The sequence below is a fragment of the Streptoalloteichus tenebrarius genome (genome assembly GCF_024171885.1).
In the GTDB taxonomy this organism is placed as follows: domain Bacteria; phylum Actinomycetota; class Actinomycetes; order Mycobacteriales; family Pseudonocardiaceae; genus Streptoalloteichus; species Streptoalloteichus tenebrarius.
In genome coordinates this window covers 18997-39018 of record NZ_JAMTCP010000056.1, presented here as the reverse complement: position 1 = coordinate 39018, position 20022 = coordinate 18997, and the positions used below count along the sequence as shown (strand labels likewise).

Genomic DNA, 20022 nt, shown 5'->3' with positions numbered 1-20022 from the left:
CGGCGTCCCACTCATCGCTTCACCACACGAGACGACCCCGAGGAGAAGCAGAGCCCCCACGCCAAAACAGGCGAACCGAACCCACCCCTCCCGAGAAGACTCCCGACCCACTCCACCATTCGTCGCCACACCGATCACCCGCCCACAGGCAGGTTCTTCAGCACCTCGGCCGCGACCGTCTCCCCGTAGCCACACGGATTGCCCTGCGCCTTGCTCCGCGAACTGACCGAACCGACATGGACGACCAAGACCTGGTCATCGGCGACGCCGACCATCACACTACAGATCGTGTGCGCGAAATCAGCCCAAACAGCGGGGTAGCCGACAACCTGACTGCTCTTGAAGTTGTCGAACGCCTTCTGCCGCGCGTAGTAGTCAGCCAGGCCTCGCCCCTTGGTGTCCGGGCTCAGGGTCGCCCTGATATCCCCTGACCAAGTGCACTTCGCCTCACCCCACTGAGCCTGGGCGGCCTTGTTCGCCGACGGCAGTCCAAGGGCGGTGAGCTGTGCCTGCGTCAGCAGTGCACACGGATCGCTCCCCCGCAACCTCTTCGGGTTACTCACCCTGGGGACCGAAGGATCAGGCTCTCCCGACTTCGCCTGACCGCCACCGCTTGTCACCGTGTTGACGGCTGTGACCGGCGTCCCACTCATCGCTTCACCACACGAGACGACCCCGAGAAGAAGCACAGCCCCCACACCAAGACACGCGAACCGAACCCACCCCTCCCGAGAAGACTCCCGACCCACTCCACCATTCACCACCACACCGATCACCCGCCCGCAGGCAGGTTCTTCAGCACCTCGGCCGCGATCCGCTCAGCGAACACGCACGTGTCCTTGTGCTCAGGCTTCCGGCTCACGTTGTTGGAGTACTGGATCAGCAGGAGCTGGTCGTTCGCCACACCCACGTTCAGGTTGCATCGGATAGCGCCGAAGTCGGCCCTGACGGCGGGATACCCTGCAACCGAGCTGGTTTGGAAACTGTTGAAACTCTTCTTCCTGGCGTACACCTCGGCCAATCCGCGCCGTTTGGTGTCGGGAGCGACCGTCACCCTGATGTCGTCCACCCACCTACAGAGCGTCTCTCCCCACGGAGCCTGGTCCGGCTTTCCCTCCAACGATGCCCCCAACTCCCTGAGCTGGGCCTGGGTAAGCATCTGGCAGGGGTCAACTCCGCGGAGGTTCTTCGGATTGGTGACCCGAGGGACTTCGTTGTTCTCTGACGAAGCGGCACCAGCGGACAAAGAGGACCTGTCACTGACACTCGGGATCGCGATCGGGGTGCCGCTCGTGACGGAACCGCAGGCGCTTAGCACCAGGGCTCCAGCGAGCAGCAGCACAACGTCACGAAGACGAGGAGACCGCATGTTCAGGACCTCATGGGGAGAGTGTCGTTTTCCTGGTACTGCCCGAGTGCCTGGTCAATCTGGTCGATCACCGACTGCAACGCCTGGATCGTGCTGTCAATGGCCATCGTCAACGATCCCTCGTCTGAGGTGATCTTCTCCGCCAGCTTCTGCACCGCCTGCCCACTCGCGGGGTCCTCTCCCGGAGGCCGGGTATGCCGGAGGAGGTAGGCCATTTCCAGGGCCTTGTTCATCTCCTCGATGGCCTCTTTGAACTTGGCCTTGAGGCGTGGGGCATCCTCGGTGCGGATGCTGAACCGGGCGACCGGCGCGCCGACAGGCGCACCCGAGGCGCCCGCCGTGGGTGTGGCGGCACCAGCGCCCCCGGCCACGGCGCCGGTGGCCGCCGCGAAACTCGCGGGCACGGGCGCGACCAGGTTCAGCCAGCCCTCGACTGTCGACATGGCTCCTCCCCCGATTGGTAGCGGTGCCCGACCCAGTCTGCCTGGCGATCACCGCGCGTGGCGTCGAGTTGGCCGAAGTCGTCGCTCACAGCGACCGCACCAGCTCGCGGAGCAGGTCGACGAGGCGGTGGTGGTCCACCGGGGCGACGGTCAACCAGCCGGAGCGCTCGTAGAACGCGTAGCGGCCGCGCGGCGTGTCGGTCACCGAGATCACCCAGGGCGCGCGGGTGCGCGCGCCCCACTGGTCCCACGAGGACGCCCCGAACTGGCCGGCGGCGACCCGGTCGCCGCCGACCATGTCCACGAGAAGACGCGCCTCGCTCGCCCGCACGCCGGCGTCGAGCAGCGCCGACTCGAAGTCGTAGTCGTCGCCGCCCTGGCGGGTGGCCTCCTCGACGGCGCCGCTGGGCACGTTCACCGCGGTGCCCGGGCCGGGCGGCGTCGGGGGCAGCACCCCGACCGCGGCGTCCACGAACGCGGTGTCGCGCACGAGGTCCAGGTGGACCACGTCGTCGGCGAGCACGGCGAGGATCCCGGTCTCGCCCCGGACCGCGGACAGCGCCCTGACCTCCCGGCCGGGACCGGTGGCCCACCTCAGGTCGACGGCGACCGAGGGTTGGGAGACCACGCGCAACGCGAGGTCCAGGTCGGGGTGCACGGTTCCGTCGTCGCCGACGAGCTGGCGCGCGCCCAGCGCCGCCCAGGCCGCGTCGTCGACCTGGCCGGCCTCGTCGAGGGTGGAGCCGTGCTCGGCTGTCACGAGGACCAGCGGTCTCGCGCCCAGCTCCATGCGGCGCCACAGCACGTTGAACTCGGCCCGGTCCAGCGCGATCGGCACGTCGTTGGCCCCCTCCGGCGTCCGTGGGTCCCCCCATCCTGCCGGGCGGCGTGTGGGATCGGGATCAGGCCCAGCGGTGAACCGTGACCGTGTCACCCACCGAGACGACGCCGGGGCGGACGACGGCCGCCTTCATGCCGAACACCACGCCGCCCTCCTCCGCGCCCCCGCGGTAGGTGGCCAGGGTGCGGGTCGGTTCCGGCCCGGCCGGGCGCCCGGTCTCCTGGTCGACGGTGGGCACGGCGCACCGCTTGCACCGCTTCTCGTAGCCGATCTCCACCTCGCCGAGCCGGGCCGACCGCACCAGGTCCTCCGCGTGCGGCTCGGTCCAGCCGTCCAGGACGACGTTGGGCCGGAACCGGTTCATCGGCAGCGCGGCGACGTCCCGCTCGGCGAGGCGGCGGTTCAGCTCCGCCAGCGACGCCAGTGACGCGACCAGCAGGGCGTGCCCGTCGGCGAACCCGGCCGTGCCCCCGGTCTCGCCGGAGCTAACCCGCGTGTGGTCCGGGGGCACCCGGACGAGGCGGCAGTCGACGCCGAGCACCACGCCGAACCATCGGGCGGCGTCGTCGCCCTGGTCCACGCCCTGCCCGGTGAAGGAGAACACGCTCACCTCCCGGCGCGGCCCGTCCTCGACGACGCCGGCCTTGAGGTCCTCGACGCCGGGAGCGCTGAGCGCGAGCGTGTCGCCGTCGTCGAGCATCCGAGGCTGGACGACGGCCATCGACGGAAGCCGGCGCTGGCTCAGGAAACGGCCGGTCTCCGCGGCGACAACCATGAACTCCCGGTCGTGGCGCAGGCCGCGGGCGGTCACCTCCGCCCGGTCCACCGTGATGCCCGCGCACCCCTTCACGGGGTAGTACGTGAGCGAGTGGACGGTGGCGGGCGCGTTCACGCTCACAGGATCGGGGCGGGGGTGTAGGCGGCGGCCCCGGGGTATCGGGCCACGACCTCCTCCACCCGCCGCGCCACCTCGGCGACCTGGGCGGACGCGGCCCCGGTGAACGGGAGCCGGTCGGCGAGCACGGCGTCGAGCGCCTCGCGGTCGAGCGGGACGCGTTCGTCGGCGGCCAGGCGGTCGAGCAGGTCGTTGCGCTCGGCGCCCTTCTCGCGCATCGCCAGCGCGGCGGCCACCGCGTGCTCCTTGATCGCCTCGTGCGCGGTCTCCCTGCCGACGCCGGCGCGCACGGAGGCCATGAGCACCTTCGTCGTGGCCAGGAACGGCAGGTAGCGGTCCAGCTCGCGGGCGATGACCGCGGGGAAGGCGCCGAACTCGTCCAGGACCGTCAGGAACGTCTCGACCAGCCCGTCGAAGGCGAAGAAGGCGTCGGGCAGGGCCACGCGACGCACGACCGAGCAGGAGACGTCGCCCTCGTTCCACTGGTCGCCGGCCAGCTCGCCGACCATGGAGGCGTAGCCGCGCAGGATGACGGCGAGCCCGTTCACCCGCTCACACGACCGGGTGTTCATCTTGTGCGGCATGGCGGAGGACCCGACCTGGCCGGGCTTGAAGCCCTCGGTGACCAGCTCGTGGCCGGCCATCAGCCGGATGGTCTTGGCCAGCGAGGACGGGGCCGCCGCGAGCTGGACCAGGGCGGTGACCACCTCGAAGTCCAGCGACCGGGGGTAGACCTGGCCGACGCTGGTGAACGCGTGCGCGAAGCCGAGGTGCTCGGCGACCCTGCGCTCCAGCTCGGCCAGCCGGTCGGCGTCGCCGCCGAGGAGGTCGAGCATGTCCTGGGCGGTGCCGACCGGGCCCTTGACGCCCCGCAGCGGGTACCGGGCGAGCAGGTCCTCCAGCCGGCCGAAGGCGACGAGCAGCTCGTCGGCGGCGGTCGCGAAGCGCTTGCCCAGCGTCGTGGCCTGCGCGGCGACGTTGTGCGACCGGCCGGCCATCACCAGCTCGCCGTGCTCGACCGCCAGCCGGCCGAGCCGGGCCAGCAGGGCCACACACCGGTCCCGGACCAGCTCCAGGCTCAACCGGACCTGGAGCTGCTCGACGTTCTCGGTGAGGTCGCGGGAGGTCATCCCCTTGTGCACGTGCTCGTGCCCGGCGAGGGCGTTGAACTCCTCGATCCTGGCCTTGACGTCGTGTCGGGTGACCCGCTCCCGCTCGGCGATCGAGGCGAGGTCGACCCGCTCCAGCACCCGCTCGTAGTCGGCGAGGGCCTGCTCGGGGACCTCGATGCCGAGGTCGGCCTGGGCGCGGAGCACGGCGAGCCAGAGTCGGCGCTCCAACACCACCTTGTTCTCCGGCGACCACAGTCGGGCCAGCTCCACGGAGGCGTAGCGGGCGGCGAGCACGTCGGGGATGCGCGGCTTCGACACGGGTGCAGCCTAGGCGTTGGCGTCGGCGGCCGCCCCGGGGGTCGCCGACGACACCCCAGGTCAGCGCCCGCGCGAGCGGTGTCGCGGAGGGCGGGCCGGGGGAGGCGCGGCGCGGGTGGCCGGGCCCGCGCGGAGCGGGCGAACCCGACGATCGGCGGGTTCCGGCGGGCGTCCCGATCCCGACACTGGCTGGCACCGGCGCGGCGACGCCATCCCCCTGCCCATGTCGTCGCCCGGTGGGAGGTTTCCCATGTCGCGATCCCTGCTGCGTCGCGCGCTGCTCGCCGCGGCGTTCGTCTTACCGATGGCGCTCTCCGGGGCTCCGGCCGTCGCCGGATCCCCGCCCCCTGAGGACCCCCCTCCCTCCGTGTGGCGGGTGGCGGCGTCCGGCCCGCAGGCCAGGGCGTTGGCCGACGCCGGTTTCGACGTCGTCGAGACACACGACGACGCGGTCCTGGTCGTGGGGCCGGCGTCGACCGCCGACCGGTTGCGGGACCTGGGCTACCGGCCCCGCTTCCACGACACCGTCCACAAGCCGGTCGAGGGCGCGGAGAACGCCCCCGCCGACACCTTCTACGGCGGGTACCACACGCCGGCGGCGCACGAGGCGCACCTGGACCAGGTGGCCGCCGCGCATCCCGGCCTGGCGACCGTGGTCGACATCGGCGATAGCTGGCGCCGGACCAGGGGCCTGGGCGGACACGACATCAAGGCGATCTGCCTGACCAGGAAGAAGGAAGGCGACTGCGCGCTCCGGCCGAACGCCGCCAAACCGCGCCTCGCGGTGATCGCGCAGATCCACGCCAGGGAGCTGGCCACGGGCGAGGTGGCGTGGCGGTGGATCGACCACCTGGCCGGCGGGTACGGCGTCGACGCGGAGGTGACCTCCGTGTTGGACAGCACGGAGGTCTGGGTGGTGCCGATCGCGAACCCGGACGGCGTCGACATCGTGGCCTCGGGCGGCGACCGGCCCAGGATGCAGCGCAAGAACGCGAACACGAGCAACGGCGCCTGCGGCGGCACCACGATCGGCATCGACCTGAACCGCAACTCCAGCTTCAGGTGGGGTGGGGACTCCACACGGCCCTGCGCCGAGACCTACCAGGGTCCGCGCGCGGCGTCGGAGCCGGAGACCCGCGCCCTGGAAACGTGGTTCTCGGCGCTCTTCCCGGACCGGCGCGGGCAGGGCGACGACGATCCCGCGCCCCGGGACGCGACCGGCGTGATGATCACGCTGCACAGCTACGGCAACTACATCATCACCCCGTGGGGGTGGACCGAGCGGCCCGCGCCCAACGACGCCCAACTCCGGGCCCTGGGCCGGAAGATGGCCCAGTCCAACGGCTATGTCGTCGGCACGAACGGTGACACGGTCGGGTACAGCACGACGGGAACCACCGACGACTACACCTACGGTGTGCTCGGCGTCGCGAGCTTCACCTTCGAGATCGGGTCGTCGAGCGGTTCGTGCGGCGGGTTCTTCCCCCAGTACTCGTGCGTCAACAGCGTGTTCTGGCCGAAGAACCGGGGAGCGCTGATGACGGCGGCCAAGGCCGCCGCCGCGCCCTACCAGACCACCTGACCGATCCGCGTCGGGCGGCGTCGTGGGTCCGACGGTCCCGCGACGCCGCCCTCACCGGGGCCGCCCGTCCTATTCGCCCTTCTCCGACGCCCTGCCCTCCTCCAACGCCGAGTGGAGCATGCGTCGGGCGGCGCCCCTCGGGTCGGGATGCACCTCGATCAACGCGTTGACCACGGTGCCGTCGACCAGGGCGACGAGACGGTCGACCCGCTCGTGGTCGGCGGGGATCCCGCAGCGGGCCAGGGTCTCCAGCACCAGTTCGTGCAGGCCGGCGGACAGTTCCCGCATCAGGGGGCGCAGGTGCGGCCGCCGGCCCGTGGCGACCAGCCGCTCGTACCGGAGCAGCACCGCCTCCGCGTCGCGTTCGGAGGCGGGGCCGAGCAGTTGGTCGAGGACCACCTCGACCACGTCGTCGACGTCGAGGCGGTCCTCGGTCAGCTCGGCCAGCTTCGCCCAGCCCCTGGCCAGCTCGCTGCGGCCGTGGTGCTCGGCGGCCGCGGCGACCAGGTCGTCGAGGTCCCGGAAGTAGTAGGTGGTGGAGGCGAGGGGCAACCCTGCGCGCTCGGCCACCGCCCGGTGCCGGACGGCGTCGAATCCGCCCTCGACGAGGAGGCGGGCGGCGGCCTCGACGAGGGCCTGCCGCCGGCGCTCCCCCTTGGGTGTGCTCGCCGGGCTGCCAACTGACATGGCTACGGATCGTGCCATCCCCGGCCCGGCGGCCCGGGTTGTGGCGGCCGAGGAGGGGGTAATCCCGCCGAGGGAAGGAGCCCGTTCGGAGGAGGGTCATGCGCAGGACGCACGCGTCACCCAAACGTCCCGTCTCCGGGCTGGCGGGACCGTACGGCCACCCGTTCCACCCCATGCTGGTGCCGGTGCCGATCGGGGCGTGGCTGTCGGCGGCCGTGCTCGACGTGGCGGCGCGGTCCGGGTACGAGTCCGGAACGCTGGCCAGGGCCGCGACCTGGGTGATCGGGGTGGGGATCGTGGGCGCGGCGCTCGCCGCCGTGCCCGGCCTGCTCGACCTGTTGCTCGTGCCCGTGCGGACCCGGGTCCGGGGGATGGCGTTGCTCCACGTGACCGCGAACAGCGCGGCGCTGGTGGTGTTCGTCGTGGACCTGGTGCTGCGGTGGAACGCCCCGACGGACCGGGCCGCGCCCACCGCGCCGTTCGTGTTGACGCTCGTCGGTGTGGTGTTGATGGCCACGGGGGCGTTCCTGGGCGGCGAGCTCACCTTCCGGTACGGCCTGCGGGTCGCCGACCAGCACGACCAGGCGGCCGGTTTCCGCACGGCGGACCTGCGCGAGGCGGTCAGCGAGTCCGTCAGTGAGTGGCACCGGCCAGGTTCAGCCCGATGATCCCGGCGACGATCAGCAGCAGGGACACGATCTTCAGGGTCGAGACGCCGTCCCCGAGCCAGACCATGCCGACCACGGCGGCCAGGGCGGCTCCGGTTCCCGTCCACACGGCGTAGGCGGGGCCGACGGGCAGCGTCTTGAGCGCCCAGGTGAGGCCGGCGAGGCTGATCGCCGCCGCGACGACGAACGTGATCACCCAGCCCACGCGGGTGAAGCCGTCGGACAGCTTGAGGGCGATCGCCCAGACGGCCTCGAAGACCCCGGACAGCAACAGGACGACCCACGCCATGGCCACCAACCTTTTCTAGTACGGGCGTACCAGAACGTAGCACCGCACGAGGAAAGGTGGGATGACTCCGGGTTGGGCGTTCAGATCGTGGGACGAAGCAGGTCCAGGCCGACGCGGGCTGTCCGGACGCCCGACCTCGGACGGCATCCGCACCGGACCCGCACCGGACCCGCGCCGGTCAGCGCTCGCCGGCCGACCAGCGCGGTCAGCGCTGGTCGGTCGACGGTCGGTCGACGTCGAGAAGGAAGAGGCGGCGCTCAGTAGCGGGTGGCGAGACGTCTGGCCACGTCGGCCACCTGGTCGGCGTACGGAGGCGTGGTCGAGCCCTTCTGCGGCTGGCTCAACACCGTCAGCGAACGTCCTCCCGGGGTGACCGCGACGAACCCCCGCGACCCGTCCGCGCGGCTCAGCTCGCCGCTCCCCCGGCCGCTGCCCTCCGGCCCGAGCACCACGGACACGACGCCCACGACGTCGCGGTCCCGCACCACGAAGGCGGCTCCGGTGGCGCCGGCCGGGCAGTCCCCGGCGACCGGGTTGGGCTCCAGGCCGGCAGCGGCCGGGAGCTCGCCAGCGAGGGCGATGGCGAGCCCCCGGTCCGCCGGTCCGCACCCGCTTCGGGTGCCGCCGGTCCCGGGACCGGCGCTCCCCGAGGTCCCGCCCCCCTGCTCAGGCGGGTCCTCCGGGATGTCGTGGGGTTGCGGGCCACCGGGCGGGCGCGCGGACGGCGCCTTCTCGGTCGCCCCGGGGTCCAGTGTCCCCGGCCCGGTGTGAGGTGCCGGTGGGGAGCCGTGCTCCCGCGCGGCGGAGGCCTGCTCGTCGGGCGCGCTCAGCGACGTGGGCTGGCTGTCCGGCTCCCGGTCGAACAGACCGGTGCCGACGGCGACACCGCCGAACAGCACCGCGACGCCGAACGCCGAGCCGAGCGCGAGCGCGGTGCGCTGGCGCACCGTGGCCCGCCGCGAGGCCGCCGCCACGTCCCGCTCGTCGAAGGACGCCGGTGGCGCGTCACGCGCGGCGTCGCGGAACAACGCCGCGAGCTTGTGCTCGTCCACCTACCGCCACCTCCTCGACCACCGACCGCCCGCCGCGGTCCCTCGCCCCCGGCTCACGACGCCGACCTCAGGTCGTCCAACGCGTCGCCCAACGCGTCCCGCAGGGCGTCCAGCCCCCGTGCCGTCTGGCTCTTCACGGTCCCCTCCGTGCAGCCGAGGACCTCGGCCGCGCCGGCGACGTCGAGCCCCTCCAGGAACCGCAGCACGAGCACCGCGCGCTGCCGCGGCGGGACCCGTCGCAGGCCGGCGAGCAGAGCCTCCCGCGTGGCCACCTCCTCGCCCGGCTCCCCGGAGGGGCTGGGCGTGTCGGGCACCTCGTCGGTGAACCGCTCGCGCCGCCAGGGGCGACGTGACTCGTCGATCACCGCGCGCACCAGCGTCTTGCGGACGTAGGCGTCCAGCGCCCCCTTGTCCCTGACCTTCCTCCACCGCCGGTGCAACGCGACGAACGCGGTCTGCGCCAGATCGTCCGCGCGGTGCCAGTCCCCGCAGAGCAGGAACGCCATGCGACGCACGGCCTCCCGCCGAGCCACGAAGTACTCCGCGAACTCCTGTTCCTCGCGCTGGTCCACGCGGGGCTCTCCGCTCGTCGTGCCTGCACCTTCCGGACGGACCGGCCACCGGAACCGGTTGCACGACCCGTCACCGAGATCCACGTCACCCTGGGGGCGTGGCCGACACGGTACTCAGGCCGCGGGCGGCGCGACCGGCTCCCCTCCGGCGATCGACCGGTCCCCGGCCCGGGGAAAGGGAGCGAGACCGAGCCGCGAGTGTGGTGTGATCCCTTCGTGACCCTGCCGATCGATCTCCGCTCCGACACGGTGACCCGGCCGGACGACCGGATGCGGGCCGCCATGGCCGCGGCCGAGGTGGGCGACGACGTGCTCGACGGCGACCCCACCATGCGGGCGCTGGAGGAGCGGGTCGCCGAGCTGCTCGGCGTGGAGGCGGCGCTCTGGGTGCCCAGCGGGTGCATGGGCAACACGATCGCCCTGATGGCGCACCTGGGTCGGGGTGACCGCTTCCTGGCGCCGAGGGCGGCGCACGTGCTGGGCAACGAGCTGGGCGCTCCCGCGTGGCTCGCCGGCGGGATGCCCGAGGCGCTGGCCTGGGAGCCGGGGCCGGGTCGGGTCTCGCCCGACGCGGTGCGGGCGGCGGCCGGCGCTCCCGGCCCCTACTACGCGTTGCGGACCCGCCTGCTCTGCCTGGAGAACACGCACAACGCGGCCGGTGGCACCGTCGTGCCGCCCGACGAGCACGCGCGGCTCGTCGCCGCCGCCGTCGACTGCGGTCTGCGGGTCCACCTCGACGGGGCGCGGATCTGGAACGCCGCGGTCGCGCTGGAGGTGCCGCCGGCCGCGCTGACGGTCGGGGTCGACACGGTGCAGGTCTGCCTGAGCAAGGGCCTCGGCGCTCCGGTCGGCTCGCTCGTGGGCGGCTCGGCCGCGTTCGTCGCGGAGGCCCGGCGCCTGCGCAAGATGCTGGGCGGCGGGGTGCGGCAGGGCGGGGTGCTGGCCGCGGCCGGGCTGGTCGCCCTGGAGCGGATCGACGACCTCGCGGCCGACCACGCGAACGCGGCGGCGCTGGCCGCCGGCCTGGCCGAGCTGGGCTGGCCGGTCGACCGGCCGGTGACCAACATCGTGCTCGCCGGGGCGCCGGACGCCGAGCTGATGTCGCGGCGGCTCGCCGAGGTCGGCGTGCTGGCCGCGCCGATGAACGGCGCCGTCCGGTTCGTGACGCACCGGGACGTCAACCGCGCCGCGATCGACGACGCGTTGCGTCGGATCGCGACGCTGGGCGCGCACTGAGTTCGGTTCCCCGTACAGGGGACGTTCGACCGCATTGGGGGCGGCAAGTGGACATTCGTTGGGTGGTCTTCGACTACGGCGAGGTCATCAGCCACCGGACCGACGCGTTGCCCGACATGGCGGCGGCGCTCGGGGTCCCGGTCGCGGACTTCGAGCCGGCCTACTGGGCGGAGCGCGACGCCTACGACCGGGGGTGCCCGCACCAGGAGTACTGGCGGGCGGTCGGGGCGCGGCTCGGGCTGGCGGTGGACGAGGCCACGGCGGAGCGGCTGACCGAGCTGGACAACCGGGGTTGGCTCGGGGTCGATCCCGACGCGGTCCGGCTCGTCGAGGACCTGCGGGCGGCGGGATCGCGGCTGGCGTTGCTGTCGAACGCCCCGGTCCCGTTCGCGAGGGCGGCCGAGCGGCAGCCGTGGACCGCGTCCTTCGAGCACCTGGTCTTCTCCGGCGACCTCGCCACCGCCAAGCCCGACCCGGAGATCTGGGACGAGCTGGTGCGCCGCCTGGACACGCGGCCCGAGGCGTGCCTGTTCCTCGACGACCGCCAGGTCAACGTCGACGCCGCCCAGGCGGCTGGCCTGCACGCCCACCGCTGGAGCGACGCCGCGTCGGCCCGCCCGAGGCTCCGCGAACTCGGCCTCCTGCCCTGACCGTCGTTCGCGCCCTTCCCCGCTCAGTCGACACCGTCGCTGCTGCCGGGAGGGGCGCGAACAACCGGGAAGACCGCGATTTCGCCATGCCAGCACGTCGCCAGCGCTGGCCCAGGCGTCACCAACGCCCAAAACAGTGTTACTTGGGGGGAACCCCCAATATTCATGATCTCGTGGTGCGTGGCGGGCGGGCAAGGCCCGGGCCGGGTGATCGGCCGATCCCGGGGGCACGCGCCCCGACGACGGCGACGACCAGCGCCGAGGGCGGCGACCTCTTCGTGACCAGCCGGCGGTAGCGTGCCGTTGTCGATCACGAGGAGGCCCCGTGTCCCTGTCGCCGGACCAGAACGCCCTGCGGTTCGTGCCCGCCGGCCGACCCGTGCGGGAGCCGGTGACCAAGTTCGGCGGGCAGCCGGTGTGGCTGGACGAGCCGAGCTGGCCGCTGTCCGCGCGGCTGGGCCGCCCGATGCGGTTCCTCGGGCAGGTGCGGCTGCCCGGCGAGCCGGCGCGGCTGGCCTACCTGTTCCTGACCGACGACATCGAGGAGCACGTCGACGGCACCTGGGAGCCCGAGGCCGGCGAGAACGCGTGCTTCTGCTCCCCCGGCCGGGTCCCGGACTTCCTGACCGTCGCCGCGCTCCAGCGGGGACCGACCTTCGGCGAGGACCACCTGGTCGAGCTGGTCGCGCCGCCCGAGGACGCCGACGCGGACTCCCTGCACTCCCGCATCGGCGGTGTCCCCGGGTGGCTCCAGGACGAGGAGACGCCCGCCGGGGCCTGGCGCTTCCTGACCCAGCTCGACAGCGTCGAGCTCCCGTTCGACGTCAACTTCGGGGACGCGGGCGTGGCCTACGCCTTCGTCGACGACACGACGGGCGAGGGGCGCTTCCTCTGGCAGTGCTCCTGACGCGGCGGCCTACCGCGGCAGTTGCCGGTTGCCCCGTCGCACCCAGCCGACGGCCGCGGTCGCGACGAACAGCAGGCCACCGAGCACGGCCAGCCAGAACAGCCCCTTGATCACCGCGCCGAGCACGGTCACCGCCAGCCAGATCACGAGCAGGGCGCCGATCACCCGCCACATGGAGAACCTCCCCCGTCGATGTTCACCGTGACAACGCGCGGGCGGGTGGATCAGTGCCCGAGCGTGGGCAACCAGGCCCCGAGCCGCCCCAGCGCCTCGGCCACGTCCTCGGTGCTCCCGGCGAAGGACAGGCGCACGAACCGGCCGCCGTCGACCGGGTCGAAGTCGACGCCGGGCACGATGGCGACGCCGGTCTCGTCCAGCAGCCGCTGGCAGAAGGCCATCGAGTCGTCGGTGAGGTGGGAGACGTCGGCGTAGGCGTAGAACGCCCCGTCGGCGGGTGCGACGCGCTCGATCCCCAGTTTCCGCAGGCCCTCGACCAGCAGGTCGCGGTTCGTGCGGTACCTCGCGACGTGGGCGTCCGCCTCGGCGTAGGACTCCGTCGTGAACGCCGCGACCGCCGCGTGCTGCGCCAACGCGGGAGGGCAGAGGGTGAAGTTGCCGGTGAGGCGGTCGATCGCCCGCACCAGCTCCCGGGGCGCCAACAGCCAGCCCAGTCGCCAGCCCGTCATGGCGAAGTACTTGGAGAACGAGTTCACGACCACCGCGTTCGTGCTGCTCTCCCACGCCGACGTGAGATGCCGCCCGTAGCTGATGCCGTGGTAGATCTCGTCGCTGACGAGCCGGACGCCGTTGGCGTCGCACCAGTTGGCCAGCGCCGCCAGCTCGGCCGGGTCCAGGACCGTGCCGGTGGGGTTGTTCGGGCTGGCGACGACCAGTCCCCGGATCGGGGTGTCCAACGCCTCCAGCATCGACACCGTGGGTTGGAAGCGCGTGTCCGGCCCACACGGCAGTTCGACGACCTCGCAGCCGAGCGCGGTGAGGATGTTGCGGTAGGCCGGGTAGCCGGGGCGGGCCAGCGCGACCCGGTCGCCCGCGTCGAACGCGGCGAGGAAGGCGAGGAGGAACCCGCCCGAGGAGCCGGTGGTGATCACGACGTCGTCGGGGGCGACGTCCAGTCCGTACCGGCTCCCGTAGTGGCCGGCGACCGCCTCGCGCAGTTCGAGGATGCCGAGCTGCTCGGTGTAGCCGAGCGGGTGGCGGCGGAGCGCCTCCTCGGCGGCGGCGCGCACCGGTCGCGGCGCGGGACTCGACGGCTGGCCCGCGGCCAGCGACACCACGTCTCCCTTGTCCCGCTGCCGACGCGCGGCGGCGGAGAGCACTTCCATCACATGGAACGGCGGCACGGCGGCGCGTCGCGCCACCCCCCACGACGACACCAGCTCCGACATGGGGCCAGCCTGCCAGATGAGCGCGCGGGAACCGCCCGGGACAGAAGGAGATCGTTGCCCGTGTCCGGCTCAACCGTGTCCGGCTCAACCCGCCCACGGGATCGCCGGCGCCTGCGATCCGGGACGCGGTGTCGGGACGCTGGCCGGAGGCCCGCGTCCCGACGCCCGCTCCTCGTCAGTAGCCGCGGTAGCCCGAGCCGGTCTTCATGCCGACGACGCCGGGCACGTTGGACACCGAGCCGTACCGCTCGATGGCGTACCGGACACCGGCGATGATGTTGTCGACCGGGTTCCAGATGTCCTTGTGGCCGGGCAGCGACCACTGGTTGAACGTGGGGTCGATCGTCTGCATCAGTCCCTTGGACGGGGTGCCCTTGGCGGCGTTGGAGTCCCAGTTGTTGATGGCGTGGGGGTTCCCGCCCGACTCGTGCTGGATGATCATCCAGATGTCGTTCGGGTTCATCTTCTCCACGGGGTAGCCCTGGGCCTTGAGGATCTCGATGGCCTGCTGGATCCACTCGGCCACCTGCCCCTGTGGGGCCGGGCCGCCACCGGGGGGAGGTCCGCCGCTGGGGCCGAGGCCACCGCCGCCGCCTCCACCGCCACCCCCACCGGAGTAGCCGCCGCCCCCACCGCCTCCGCCGGAGTAGCCACCGCCGCCACCCCCGCCTCCGGAGTAGCCGCCACCGCCGCCGGACGGGCCGCCGCCGGGGGACGAGGGCGCTTCGGAGCGGGCGCCCTGCGGGTTCGTGCTGGGCGGCGGCGTGGGCGTCCACTCGACCTTGCGACCGGGCGCCGGGGTGAACGGCTGGCCGTCGGGCGCCGGCAGGCCGGAGAACTTCGGCGAGATCTCACCGGCGTGGGCGTTGATCTTGCCCAGCGCGGCCTGCACCGCGGACTCGGCCTCGGCGACCTTGGGCCGCGCCTCGTTGGTCGCGTCGGCGACCAGCTTCTCGATCGCGCCGTTCAGCTCCTGCTCGGGCTTGTCCTTGTGCTCGGCCCGCAGCTTCCTGACCTCCTGGAGCAACCGCTCACAGATGTTGTTCACCGAGGTCTCGGCGGACTGGAGGGCCTCGGCGACGGCGTTGAGGTCGCCGGCCGCGGCGCCCAGCGCCGCCTGGAGGGAGGAACCCGCCTGTTTGAACTGCCCCATGTAGCTGACGAACCCGTCGGCCGACGAGCCCTGCCACGCCCCGTCCAACGCGGCCACCGAGCGGTCGACCGCGCCGGCGGCCTCGCCGCACCTGGTCACGCTCTCCTGCCAGTGCCGGGCGATGCCGCGGATCGCCTCCGGGTCGCCGTCCACCTTGTCGGCGAGCTCGGCCAACGCCTGCCCCCCTGGGAGGGCGGCCACCTCGTCCTTCGCGCTCAACGTCCCTCCCCGCGCCTCAGCTCGCCGGCGTCATCGCGTGGACAGCGGCGTCCTCGGCCTGCCGCACGCTCTGCTGCACCGCGTCCAACGCCCGCTCGACCTTGCCCATCAGGGACTCGGCCGCCGCGAACTCCTCACCCACCAGCGCGGTGAACCTGTCCACCGCCGAGGACAACCCGCCGGAGCTGCCGAGCTTCCCGAAGATCGACGGGTTGCCGCACTGGTTGGGGAATCCGTCGCCGATGGCCCCGAACTGGCTGGCCTGACTGCTGACCGTGGTGCGGCACTGTTCCAACGCCTCACTGTTGAACTGGCTGACTGCCACTCCTGCCAACCCCCTCTTGGCGACCTGCGACTGCCCAGTCTGACGGGTGCCGATCACGTTCGGTTCCGCGGCCACACCCTTGCCCGCCACGGCCGGGGCATCATCGCCCCCTCGACGGGGCGTCCCTCGGAGAGGTGACGTGCCCGGTCGAGCAGATCCCGCACCCGGCGCGCCAGGCACGCGTTGTCGGCGGGAGCGACCGTCGTCCACCGCCGGCCGTCCGCCCCGGCCCGCTCCTCGACCAGGTAGCGGCCGTGGGCGGTGTCGTGGAAGGCCACCACCCGGGGCGCGCGGCGTCGCCGGCCGTGGCGGTCGACGACGGCCACGCCGAACTGACCGCGCCGCCGGACGCCCCCGACCATCCTGGCCAGCCTCCGCGCGTCAGCGGCCAGCACACCGCGCCGGATCAGCCCCTCCGCGAAGGCGGCGGCCGAGGGGCCTGCCCGCACGACGGCGAAGTCGATGGCGTCGCGGGGCGCCGACACCGCCTCGCCCGGCCCCGGCGGCCGGTCGGCCAGCAACGCGACGGCCTGCCACCCCAGCTCGGCGCCGGAGACGTGGCGCAGTCGCAGCGACGCCTCGTGCAACACGGCGAGCACACCCACCTCGCCGCTGGCCGCCGCGAGGACGCGCGCCTCGCCGCGGCCGCCGGTGCCGATGCGCGCGTCGACCGCGTGTCGGGGTCGGGCGAGCATGACGAGGGCGTCCTCCAACACGGGGTCGAGACGTCGACGGGACGCGAGGCCGAGGCGCTCCAGCTCCTCCCACGCGTCCGCGACCACGAGGGCCCGCTCCCGCGCCAGGACACCCCGAGCCGGCACGTGCAGCACGACGGGTGGCGGTCCGAGCCGCAGCTCGGCCCACGCCACCTGGAAGGCGGAGGCGCTGATCACGACCGCCGGCCCCGGTCTCGGCGTCGTGGGGCGGCCGGTCACGGCGAAGGTCTCCGGCCGCCCGCACCGAGCGGACCGAGAGGACGTGGTGGACCTGTCCGATGGTCGCTGATCCGCCGACCCCTGTCACCGGCGACCATCCTTTCGTGTGCGCACTCCCGTCGCCGGCGCCGCTCGTCATCGTCTCCGCCGGGGGCCGGAGCGCGGCGGGGCCGAGGAGCCAGGCCCGCGCCCGGCACGTCGACGACGACGTCCGGCGGTGGGACGAAGACCGGCACCGCGCCCACGACCCGCCGGCTCTCGGCCTCGTAGTCCCGCATGAGCCGGGCCGCACGTTCGTGTGCTTCCCGCGCCGCCTCCTCGACAGGCTCGCGATCGGCCGTATTGTCGAAGACGCCGGCGATCTCCTCCACCACGTCCTCCTGGTCGCCGGCCGGCGACGGAACGGGCATGGCGTCCCTGGCGCGCGTGAACGCGTCGATCTGCTCCGACACGAGGTCCATCGCGATCACCGCGCCCAGCCGGGCGTCCGCGGTCCAGGCCGCGAGCCCGCCGGCGGCGCCGAGCGCGGCCTGCGCCCCGACGCCCTCGAAGGCGATGCCGAGTCGACGGAGGCCGGCGGCGATGTCCCGTTCGGCCTTGGCGAACGCGGCGGCGACCGCCGCGCAGCGGCGGTGGGCGCCCTCGGCTCCCCGTTCGCCGGGTCCGGAGTGGATGTCGTCATAGATCTGCTGGTGTGGGACGGCCAACCAGTTCCGCCCCGGGCCGAACTCACCCATGTGGCCCGCCTTCTCCCACGACTGCGTGCGACCGGTCTAACGCCGCTCCCGCAAGGTGGTCAACACCGCCTCGGCGGCCAGTACCGTCTTGGCGCACAAGGCGTCCTGCGGCTGGGGAGTTCGCGTCCCGCGCTGACCGACCGTCACGCGGAGGAACTGCCCCTCGGCGACAGGGACGTCCACCTCGCAGGAGTGAGCGTCCGCCGGGACGCCGTCCGTCGGGGGCCGGACCTCCCGCGCGGGCGCGCCTCCGATGGCGATCTCGCGCGTGAGCTGGTCGGGGCGTCGCTGGGCGGCGAGGTCCGTCGGGGTGACGGCGCCGACCGCGGTCACGTCGAACCGCAGCCCCGTCGCCTGGGCGGAGAACACACAGCTCGGGGCGTCGACGGTGGGGTCGTGGTCGGGCTGGGGCGGCTGGTCCACGCCCAACTCCCGTTGTCGCGCCGGCGTCAGCAGCCGACAGGGGTCCACATCGGACAGTGGCCGCTCTCCGGTCGGGCGGCTCGTCGCCGTGGGTCGTGCGGCCGCCGGGTCCTCCTCGGGGGAACCGCACGCACCGGCCACGACGCAGACCACGGCCAGGGGCGCCAGAAGGGTGGTCACGGCGCGAGGTCTCGTGGCCGGGGAGCGACTCCCGCGCGGCGAGGACGACACGCTCACGCCTCCCGATCGTGGTGTGCGGGCGCCCCGACGGTGACGGAACGGGCTCGCGCCAGCTCGAGCTGGTCGACGATCGAGCGGATCTGCGCGACCGCGCCCTCCCACGCGCGCAGCACGGGGTTCGGCCCGTCGAGACCGCGTCCGCTGATCGCCGCCGCGGCGTCGACGCTCACCGGGTCCGCGCCGGGTGGGATCATCCGAAATCCCCGTCGCGCCTTGGCGATCGTCGGCTCCAGCTCGTCGAGCGCCCGGCGGAACACCGCGAGCGCCTCCTCGACATGGTCGGGCTCGATCCGCAGCACCCTGTTCGCCCCACCCGACGACCCCGCGGCCTCGGCCCCGCCCCACACGAACGGCATGGCCACCTCCCCGAACGCCCACCGCCTCCCGTCAGGGGGACGTAACGGCCGGACATCCGGTTCCGTTCCCGTGGGCGTGCCGTCGGGAGGTCGGGCGCGTCAGCCCTGCACGCCTCCGGGGAGGGTGATCTCTCCTCGGACGGCGCGCAACGCGATGTCGGTGCGGTGGTGCGAGCCGGTGAGGTGCACTCCCGCGACCCTCCGGTACGCGTCCTCCCTGGCCGCCTCCAGGTTGTCGCCGACCCCGACCACGGACAGCACGCGGCCGCCGGCGGACACGACGGCGCCGTCTTCGCGGCGTCGGGTGCCCGCGTGCAACACGCCCTCCGCGTCGGCTCCTGTGATCACGTCGCCGGTGCGCGGGCGGCCGGGGTAGCCCTCGGCGGCGACCACGACGGTGACCGCCGCGCCCTCGGCCCACTCCAGCGGGGGGTGCTCCGCCAGTCGGCCGGTGGCGGTGGCGAGCAGCAACCCGGCGATCGGCGTGCGCAGCAGCGCCAGCACCGCCTGCGTCTCCGGGTCGCCGAACCGGCAGTTGAACTCGATCACCTGCGGGCCTCGCGAGGTCAGCGCGAGCCCGGCGTAGAGCAGGCCGGTGAACGGGGCGCCCCGCCGCGCCAGCTCGTCGACGGTGGGCTGCACGACGCGCCGCACGACGTCGTCGACCAGGTCGGCCGGCGCCCACGGCAGCGGGGCGTAGGCCCCCATGCCGCCGGTGTTCGGCCCGCTGTCGCCGTCGCCGACCCGCTTGAAGTCCTGGGCGGGCAGCAACGGCACCACGGTGCGCCCGTCCACCAGGCAGAACAGCGACGCCTCCGGTCCGTCCAGGAAGGACTCCAGCAGCACGGGGTGGCCGTCGTCCAGCAGGCCCATCGCGTGTGCCCGGGCGGCGTCCAGGTCGCTGGTGACGACGACGCCCTTGCCGGCGGCCAGGCCGTCGTCCTTCACCACGTACGGCGCGCCGAAGTGGGACAGCGCCGCGTCGAGCCGGGCCGGGTTGTCGACGACCTCGCCGCGCGCCGTGGGCACGCCGGCCGCGGTCATGACGTCCTTGGCGAACGCCTTCGACCCCTCGATCCTGGCCGCGTCCGCGGACGGCCCGAAGCACGGGACCCCGGCCGCGCGGACCGCGTCGGCCGCGCCGGCCACGAGCGGGACCTCCGGCCCGATCACCACGAGGTCGGCCCGCCACCGCGTGGCCAGCTCGGCGATCGCGGCGGCGTCGCCGACGTCGACCCCCGGCGTCTCGGCGAGGGCCGCGATGCCGGCGTTACCCGGCGCGCACGCCAACGCGGTCACCGCGGGGTCGTGGGACAGGGCGAGGACCAGGGCATGCTCTCGGGCACCGGACCCGATCACCAGGACGCGCACGGGGCACCAGCGTAGAGGCCGCCCGGTGGACCTTCGGGCGGACCCCGCCCTCGCCTCCGGTCCCACCGCCGGCGCCAGCGGCGGATCTCGTGTCCCGACCGTGGGTGACACGTGCCCCGGTCTGCCGGTCCGCCCTGCCGCGAACGTCACCGTCCATTCACCGCGACGTGTGACTGCCGACCCCCTACGGTGGCCCGCACGTCGCAAGGCGCGGTGAGGGTGGCCGGGCAGCGGTC

Annotated in this window: 24 protein-coding genes; 5 read left to right on the top strand and 19 right to left on the bottom strand. The window is 73.4% G+C overall.

Translation table 11 applies throughout. The features are described 5' to 3' along the window. Positions 1-134: 134 nt before the first annotated feature. The 6 genes from LX15_RS29270 to purB form a co-directional block, all read right to left on the bottom strand. Complete coding sequence (locus tag LX15_RS29270; RefSeq protein WP_308213535.1) at positions 135-689, bottom strand: DUF3558 domain-containing protein; 555 nt, start codon at positions 687-689, stop codon at positions 135-137. An 83-nt stretch (positions 690-772) separates the two neighbouring features. Further along, positions 773-1369 (bottom strand): DUF3558 domain-containing protein, encoded by a 597-nt coding sequence (locus tag LX15_RS29265; protein WP_253673979.1) that lies wholly within the window; start codon positions 1367-1369, stop codon positions 773-775. Between the two features lie 2 nt (positions 1370-1371). Then, on the bottom strand, positions 1372-1812 hold the full coding sequence (locus LX15_RS29260) for a hypothetical protein (protein WP_253673977.1): 441 nt from the start codon (positions 1810-1812) through the stop codon (positions 1372-1374). A gap of 85 nt (positions 1813-1897) precedes the next feature. Beyond that, on the bottom strand, positions 1898-2650 hold the full coding sequence (locus tag LX15_RS29255) for an ESX secretion-associated protein EspG (RefSeq protein ID WP_253673975.1): 753 nt from the start codon (positions 2648-2650) through the stop codon (positions 1898-1900). Positions 2651-2714: 64 nt separating this feature from the next. Next, positions 2715-3545 carry an MOSC domain-containing protein gene (locus LX15_RS29250; RefSeq protein WP_253673973.1) on the bottom strand — a complete coding sequence of 277 codons (831 nt, stop codon included), beginning with the start codon at positions 3543-3545 and terminating at the stop codon, positions 2715-2717. Between the two features lie 2 nt (positions 3546-3547). Continuing rightward, positions 3548-4978, bottom strand: a complete 1431-nt coding sequence (gene purB, locus LX15_RS29245; protein ID WP_253673968.1) for an adenylosuccinate lyase — start codon at positions 4976-4978, stop codon at positions 3548-3550. Between the two features lie 250 nt (positions 4979-5228). On the opposite strand from purB, the gene LX15_RS29240 reads away from it, so the two are divergent. Further along, a complete protein-coding gene (locus LX15_RS29240) occupies positions 5229-6560 on the top strand; it encodes a M14 family zinc carboxypeptidase (protein WP_253673966.1) in 1332 nt (443 codons plus the stop codon). A gap of 69 nt (positions 6561-6629) precedes the next feature. Here LX15_RS29240 and LX15_RS29235 read toward each other — a convergent pair whose 3' ends face one another. Continuing rightward, positions 6630-7247: a TetR/AcrR family transcriptional regulator gene (locus tag LX15_RS29235; RefSeq protein ID WP_253673964.1), complete on the bottom strand. Its 618-nt coding sequence runs from the start codon at positions 7245-7247 to the stop codon at positions 6630-6632. Positions 7248-7345: 98 nt separating this feature from the next. Here LX15_RS29235 and LX15_RS29230 point away from each other — a divergent pair, with 98 nt between their 5' ends. Then, the gene (locus LX15_RS29230) at positions 7346-7915 is read left to right on the top strand and encodes a DUF2231 domain-containing protein (RefSeq protein ID WP_253673955.1); all 570 of its coding nucleotides are present in this window, start codon (positions 7346-7348) and stop codon (positions 7913-7915) included. Here the strand turns inward: LX15_RS29230 and LX15_RS29225 are convergent. From LX15_RS29225 to LX15_RS29215, 3 genes are all read right to left on the bottom strand, one after another. Beyond that, positions 7881-8204: a DMT family transporter gene (locus LX15_RS29225; protein ID WP_253673953.1), complete on the bottom strand. Its 324-nt coding sequence runs from the start codon at positions 8202-8204 to the stop codon at positions 7881-7883. The genes LX15_RS29230 and LX15_RS29225 overlap by 35 nt on opposite strands. 257 nt (positions 8205-8461) lie before the next feature. Continuing rightward, positions 8462-9256, bottom strand: a complete 795-nt coding sequence (locus tag LX15_RS29220) for a hypothetical protein (protein WP_253673951.1) — start codon at positions 9254-9256, stop codon at positions 8462-8464. A 53-nt stretch (positions 9257-9309) separates the two neighbouring features. Then, a complete protein-coding gene (locus LX15_RS29215; RefSeq protein ID WP_253673949.1) occupies positions 9310-9828 on the bottom strand; it encodes a SigE family RNA polymerase sigma factor in 519 nt (172 codons plus the stop codon). A 222-nt stretch (positions 9829-10050) separates the two neighbouring features. On the opposite strand from LX15_RS29215, the gene LX15_RS29210 reads away from it, so the two are divergent. The 3 genes from LX15_RS29210 (at position 10051) to LX15_RS29200 (ending at position 12621) form a co-directional block, all read left to right on the top strand. Beyond that, the gene (locus LX15_RS29210; protein ID WP_301305463.1) at positions 10051-11064 is read left to right on the top strand and encodes a threonine aldolase family protein; all 1014 of its coding nucleotides are present in this window, start codon (positions 10051-10053) and stop codon (positions 11062-11064) included. A gap of 53 nt (positions 11065-11117) precedes the next feature. Then, positions 11118-11714 (top strand): HAD family hydrolase, encoded by a 597-nt coding sequence (locus LX15_RS29205; protein WP_253673993.1) that lies wholly within the window; start codon positions 11118-11120, stop codon positions 11712-11714. 325 nt (positions 11715-12039) lie between these two features. Then, complete coding sequence (locus LX15_RS29200) at positions 12040-12621, top strand: YwqG family protein (RefSeq protein WP_253673947.1); 582 nt, start codon at positions 12040-12042, stop codon at positions 12619-12621. A gap of 9 nt (positions 12622-12630) precedes the next feature. Here LX15_RS29200 and LX15_RS29195 read toward each other — a convergent pair whose 3' ends face one another. From LX15_RS29195 to purD, 9 genes are all read right to left on the bottom strand, one after another. Continuing rightward, the gene (locus tag LX15_RS29195) at positions 12631-12795 is read right to left on the bottom strand and encodes a hypothetical protein (RefSeq protein WP_253673945.1); all 165 of its coding nucleotides are present in this window, start codon (positions 12793-12795) and stop codon (positions 12631-12633) included. Between the two features lie 50 nt (positions 12796-12845). Beyond that, a complete protein-coding gene (locus LX15_RS29190) occupies positions 12846-14027 on the bottom strand; it encodes a pyridoxal phosphate-dependent aminotransferase (RefSeq protein ID WP_253673943.1) in 1182 nt (393 codons plus the stop codon). Positions 14028-14202: 175 nt separating this feature from the next. Then, positions 14203-15399 carry a WXG100 family type VII secretion target gene (locus LX15_RS29185; RefSeq protein WP_253673941.1) on the bottom strand — a complete coding sequence of 399 codons (1197 nt, stop codon included), beginning with the start codon at positions 15397-15399 and terminating at the stop codon, positions 14203-14205. Positions 15400-15415: 16 nt separating this feature from the next. Further along, positions 15416-15724 (bottom strand): hypothetical protein, encoded by a 309-nt coding sequence (locus LX15_RS29180; RefSeq protein WP_253673932.1) that lies wholly within the window; start codon positions 15722-15724, stop codon positions 15416-15418. A 53-nt stretch (positions 15725-15777) separates the two neighbouring features. Further along, positions 15778-16659, bottom strand: a complete 882-nt coding sequence (locus tag LX15_RS29175; RefSeq protein ID WP_253673930.1) for an ESX secretion-associated protein EspG — start codon at positions 16657-16659, stop codon at positions 15778-15780. Further along, the gene (locus tag LX15_RS29170) at positions 16656-17396 is read right to left on the bottom strand and encodes a hypothetical protein (RefSeq protein ID WP_253673928.1); all 741 of its coding nucleotides are present in this window, start codon (positions 17394-17396) and stop codon (positions 16656-16658) included. The genes LX15_RS29175 and LX15_RS29170 overlap by 4 nt, the downstream gene beginning before the upstream one ends. Before the next feature lie 36 nt (positions 17397-17432). Next, positions 17433-17999 (bottom strand): DUF3558 domain-containing protein, encoded by a 567-nt coding sequence (locus tag LX15_RS29165; RefSeq protein WP_253673926.1) that lies wholly within the window; start codon positions 17997-17999, stop codon positions 17433-17435. Between the two features lie 53 nt (positions 18000-18052). Beyond that, positions 18053-18415, bottom strand: a complete 363-nt coding sequence (locus LX15_RS29160) for a hypothetical protein (RefSeq protein ID WP_253673924.1) — start codon at positions 18413-18415, stop codon at positions 18053-18055. A 99-nt stretch (positions 18416-18514) separates the two neighbouring features. Beyond that, on the bottom strand, positions 18515-19786 hold the full coding sequence (gene purD, locus LX15_RS29155) for a phosphoribosylamine--glycine ligase (RefSeq protein WP_253673922.1): 1272 nt from the start codon (positions 19784-19786) through the stop codon (positions 18515-18517). Positions 19787-20022 lie beyond the last annotated feature (236 nt).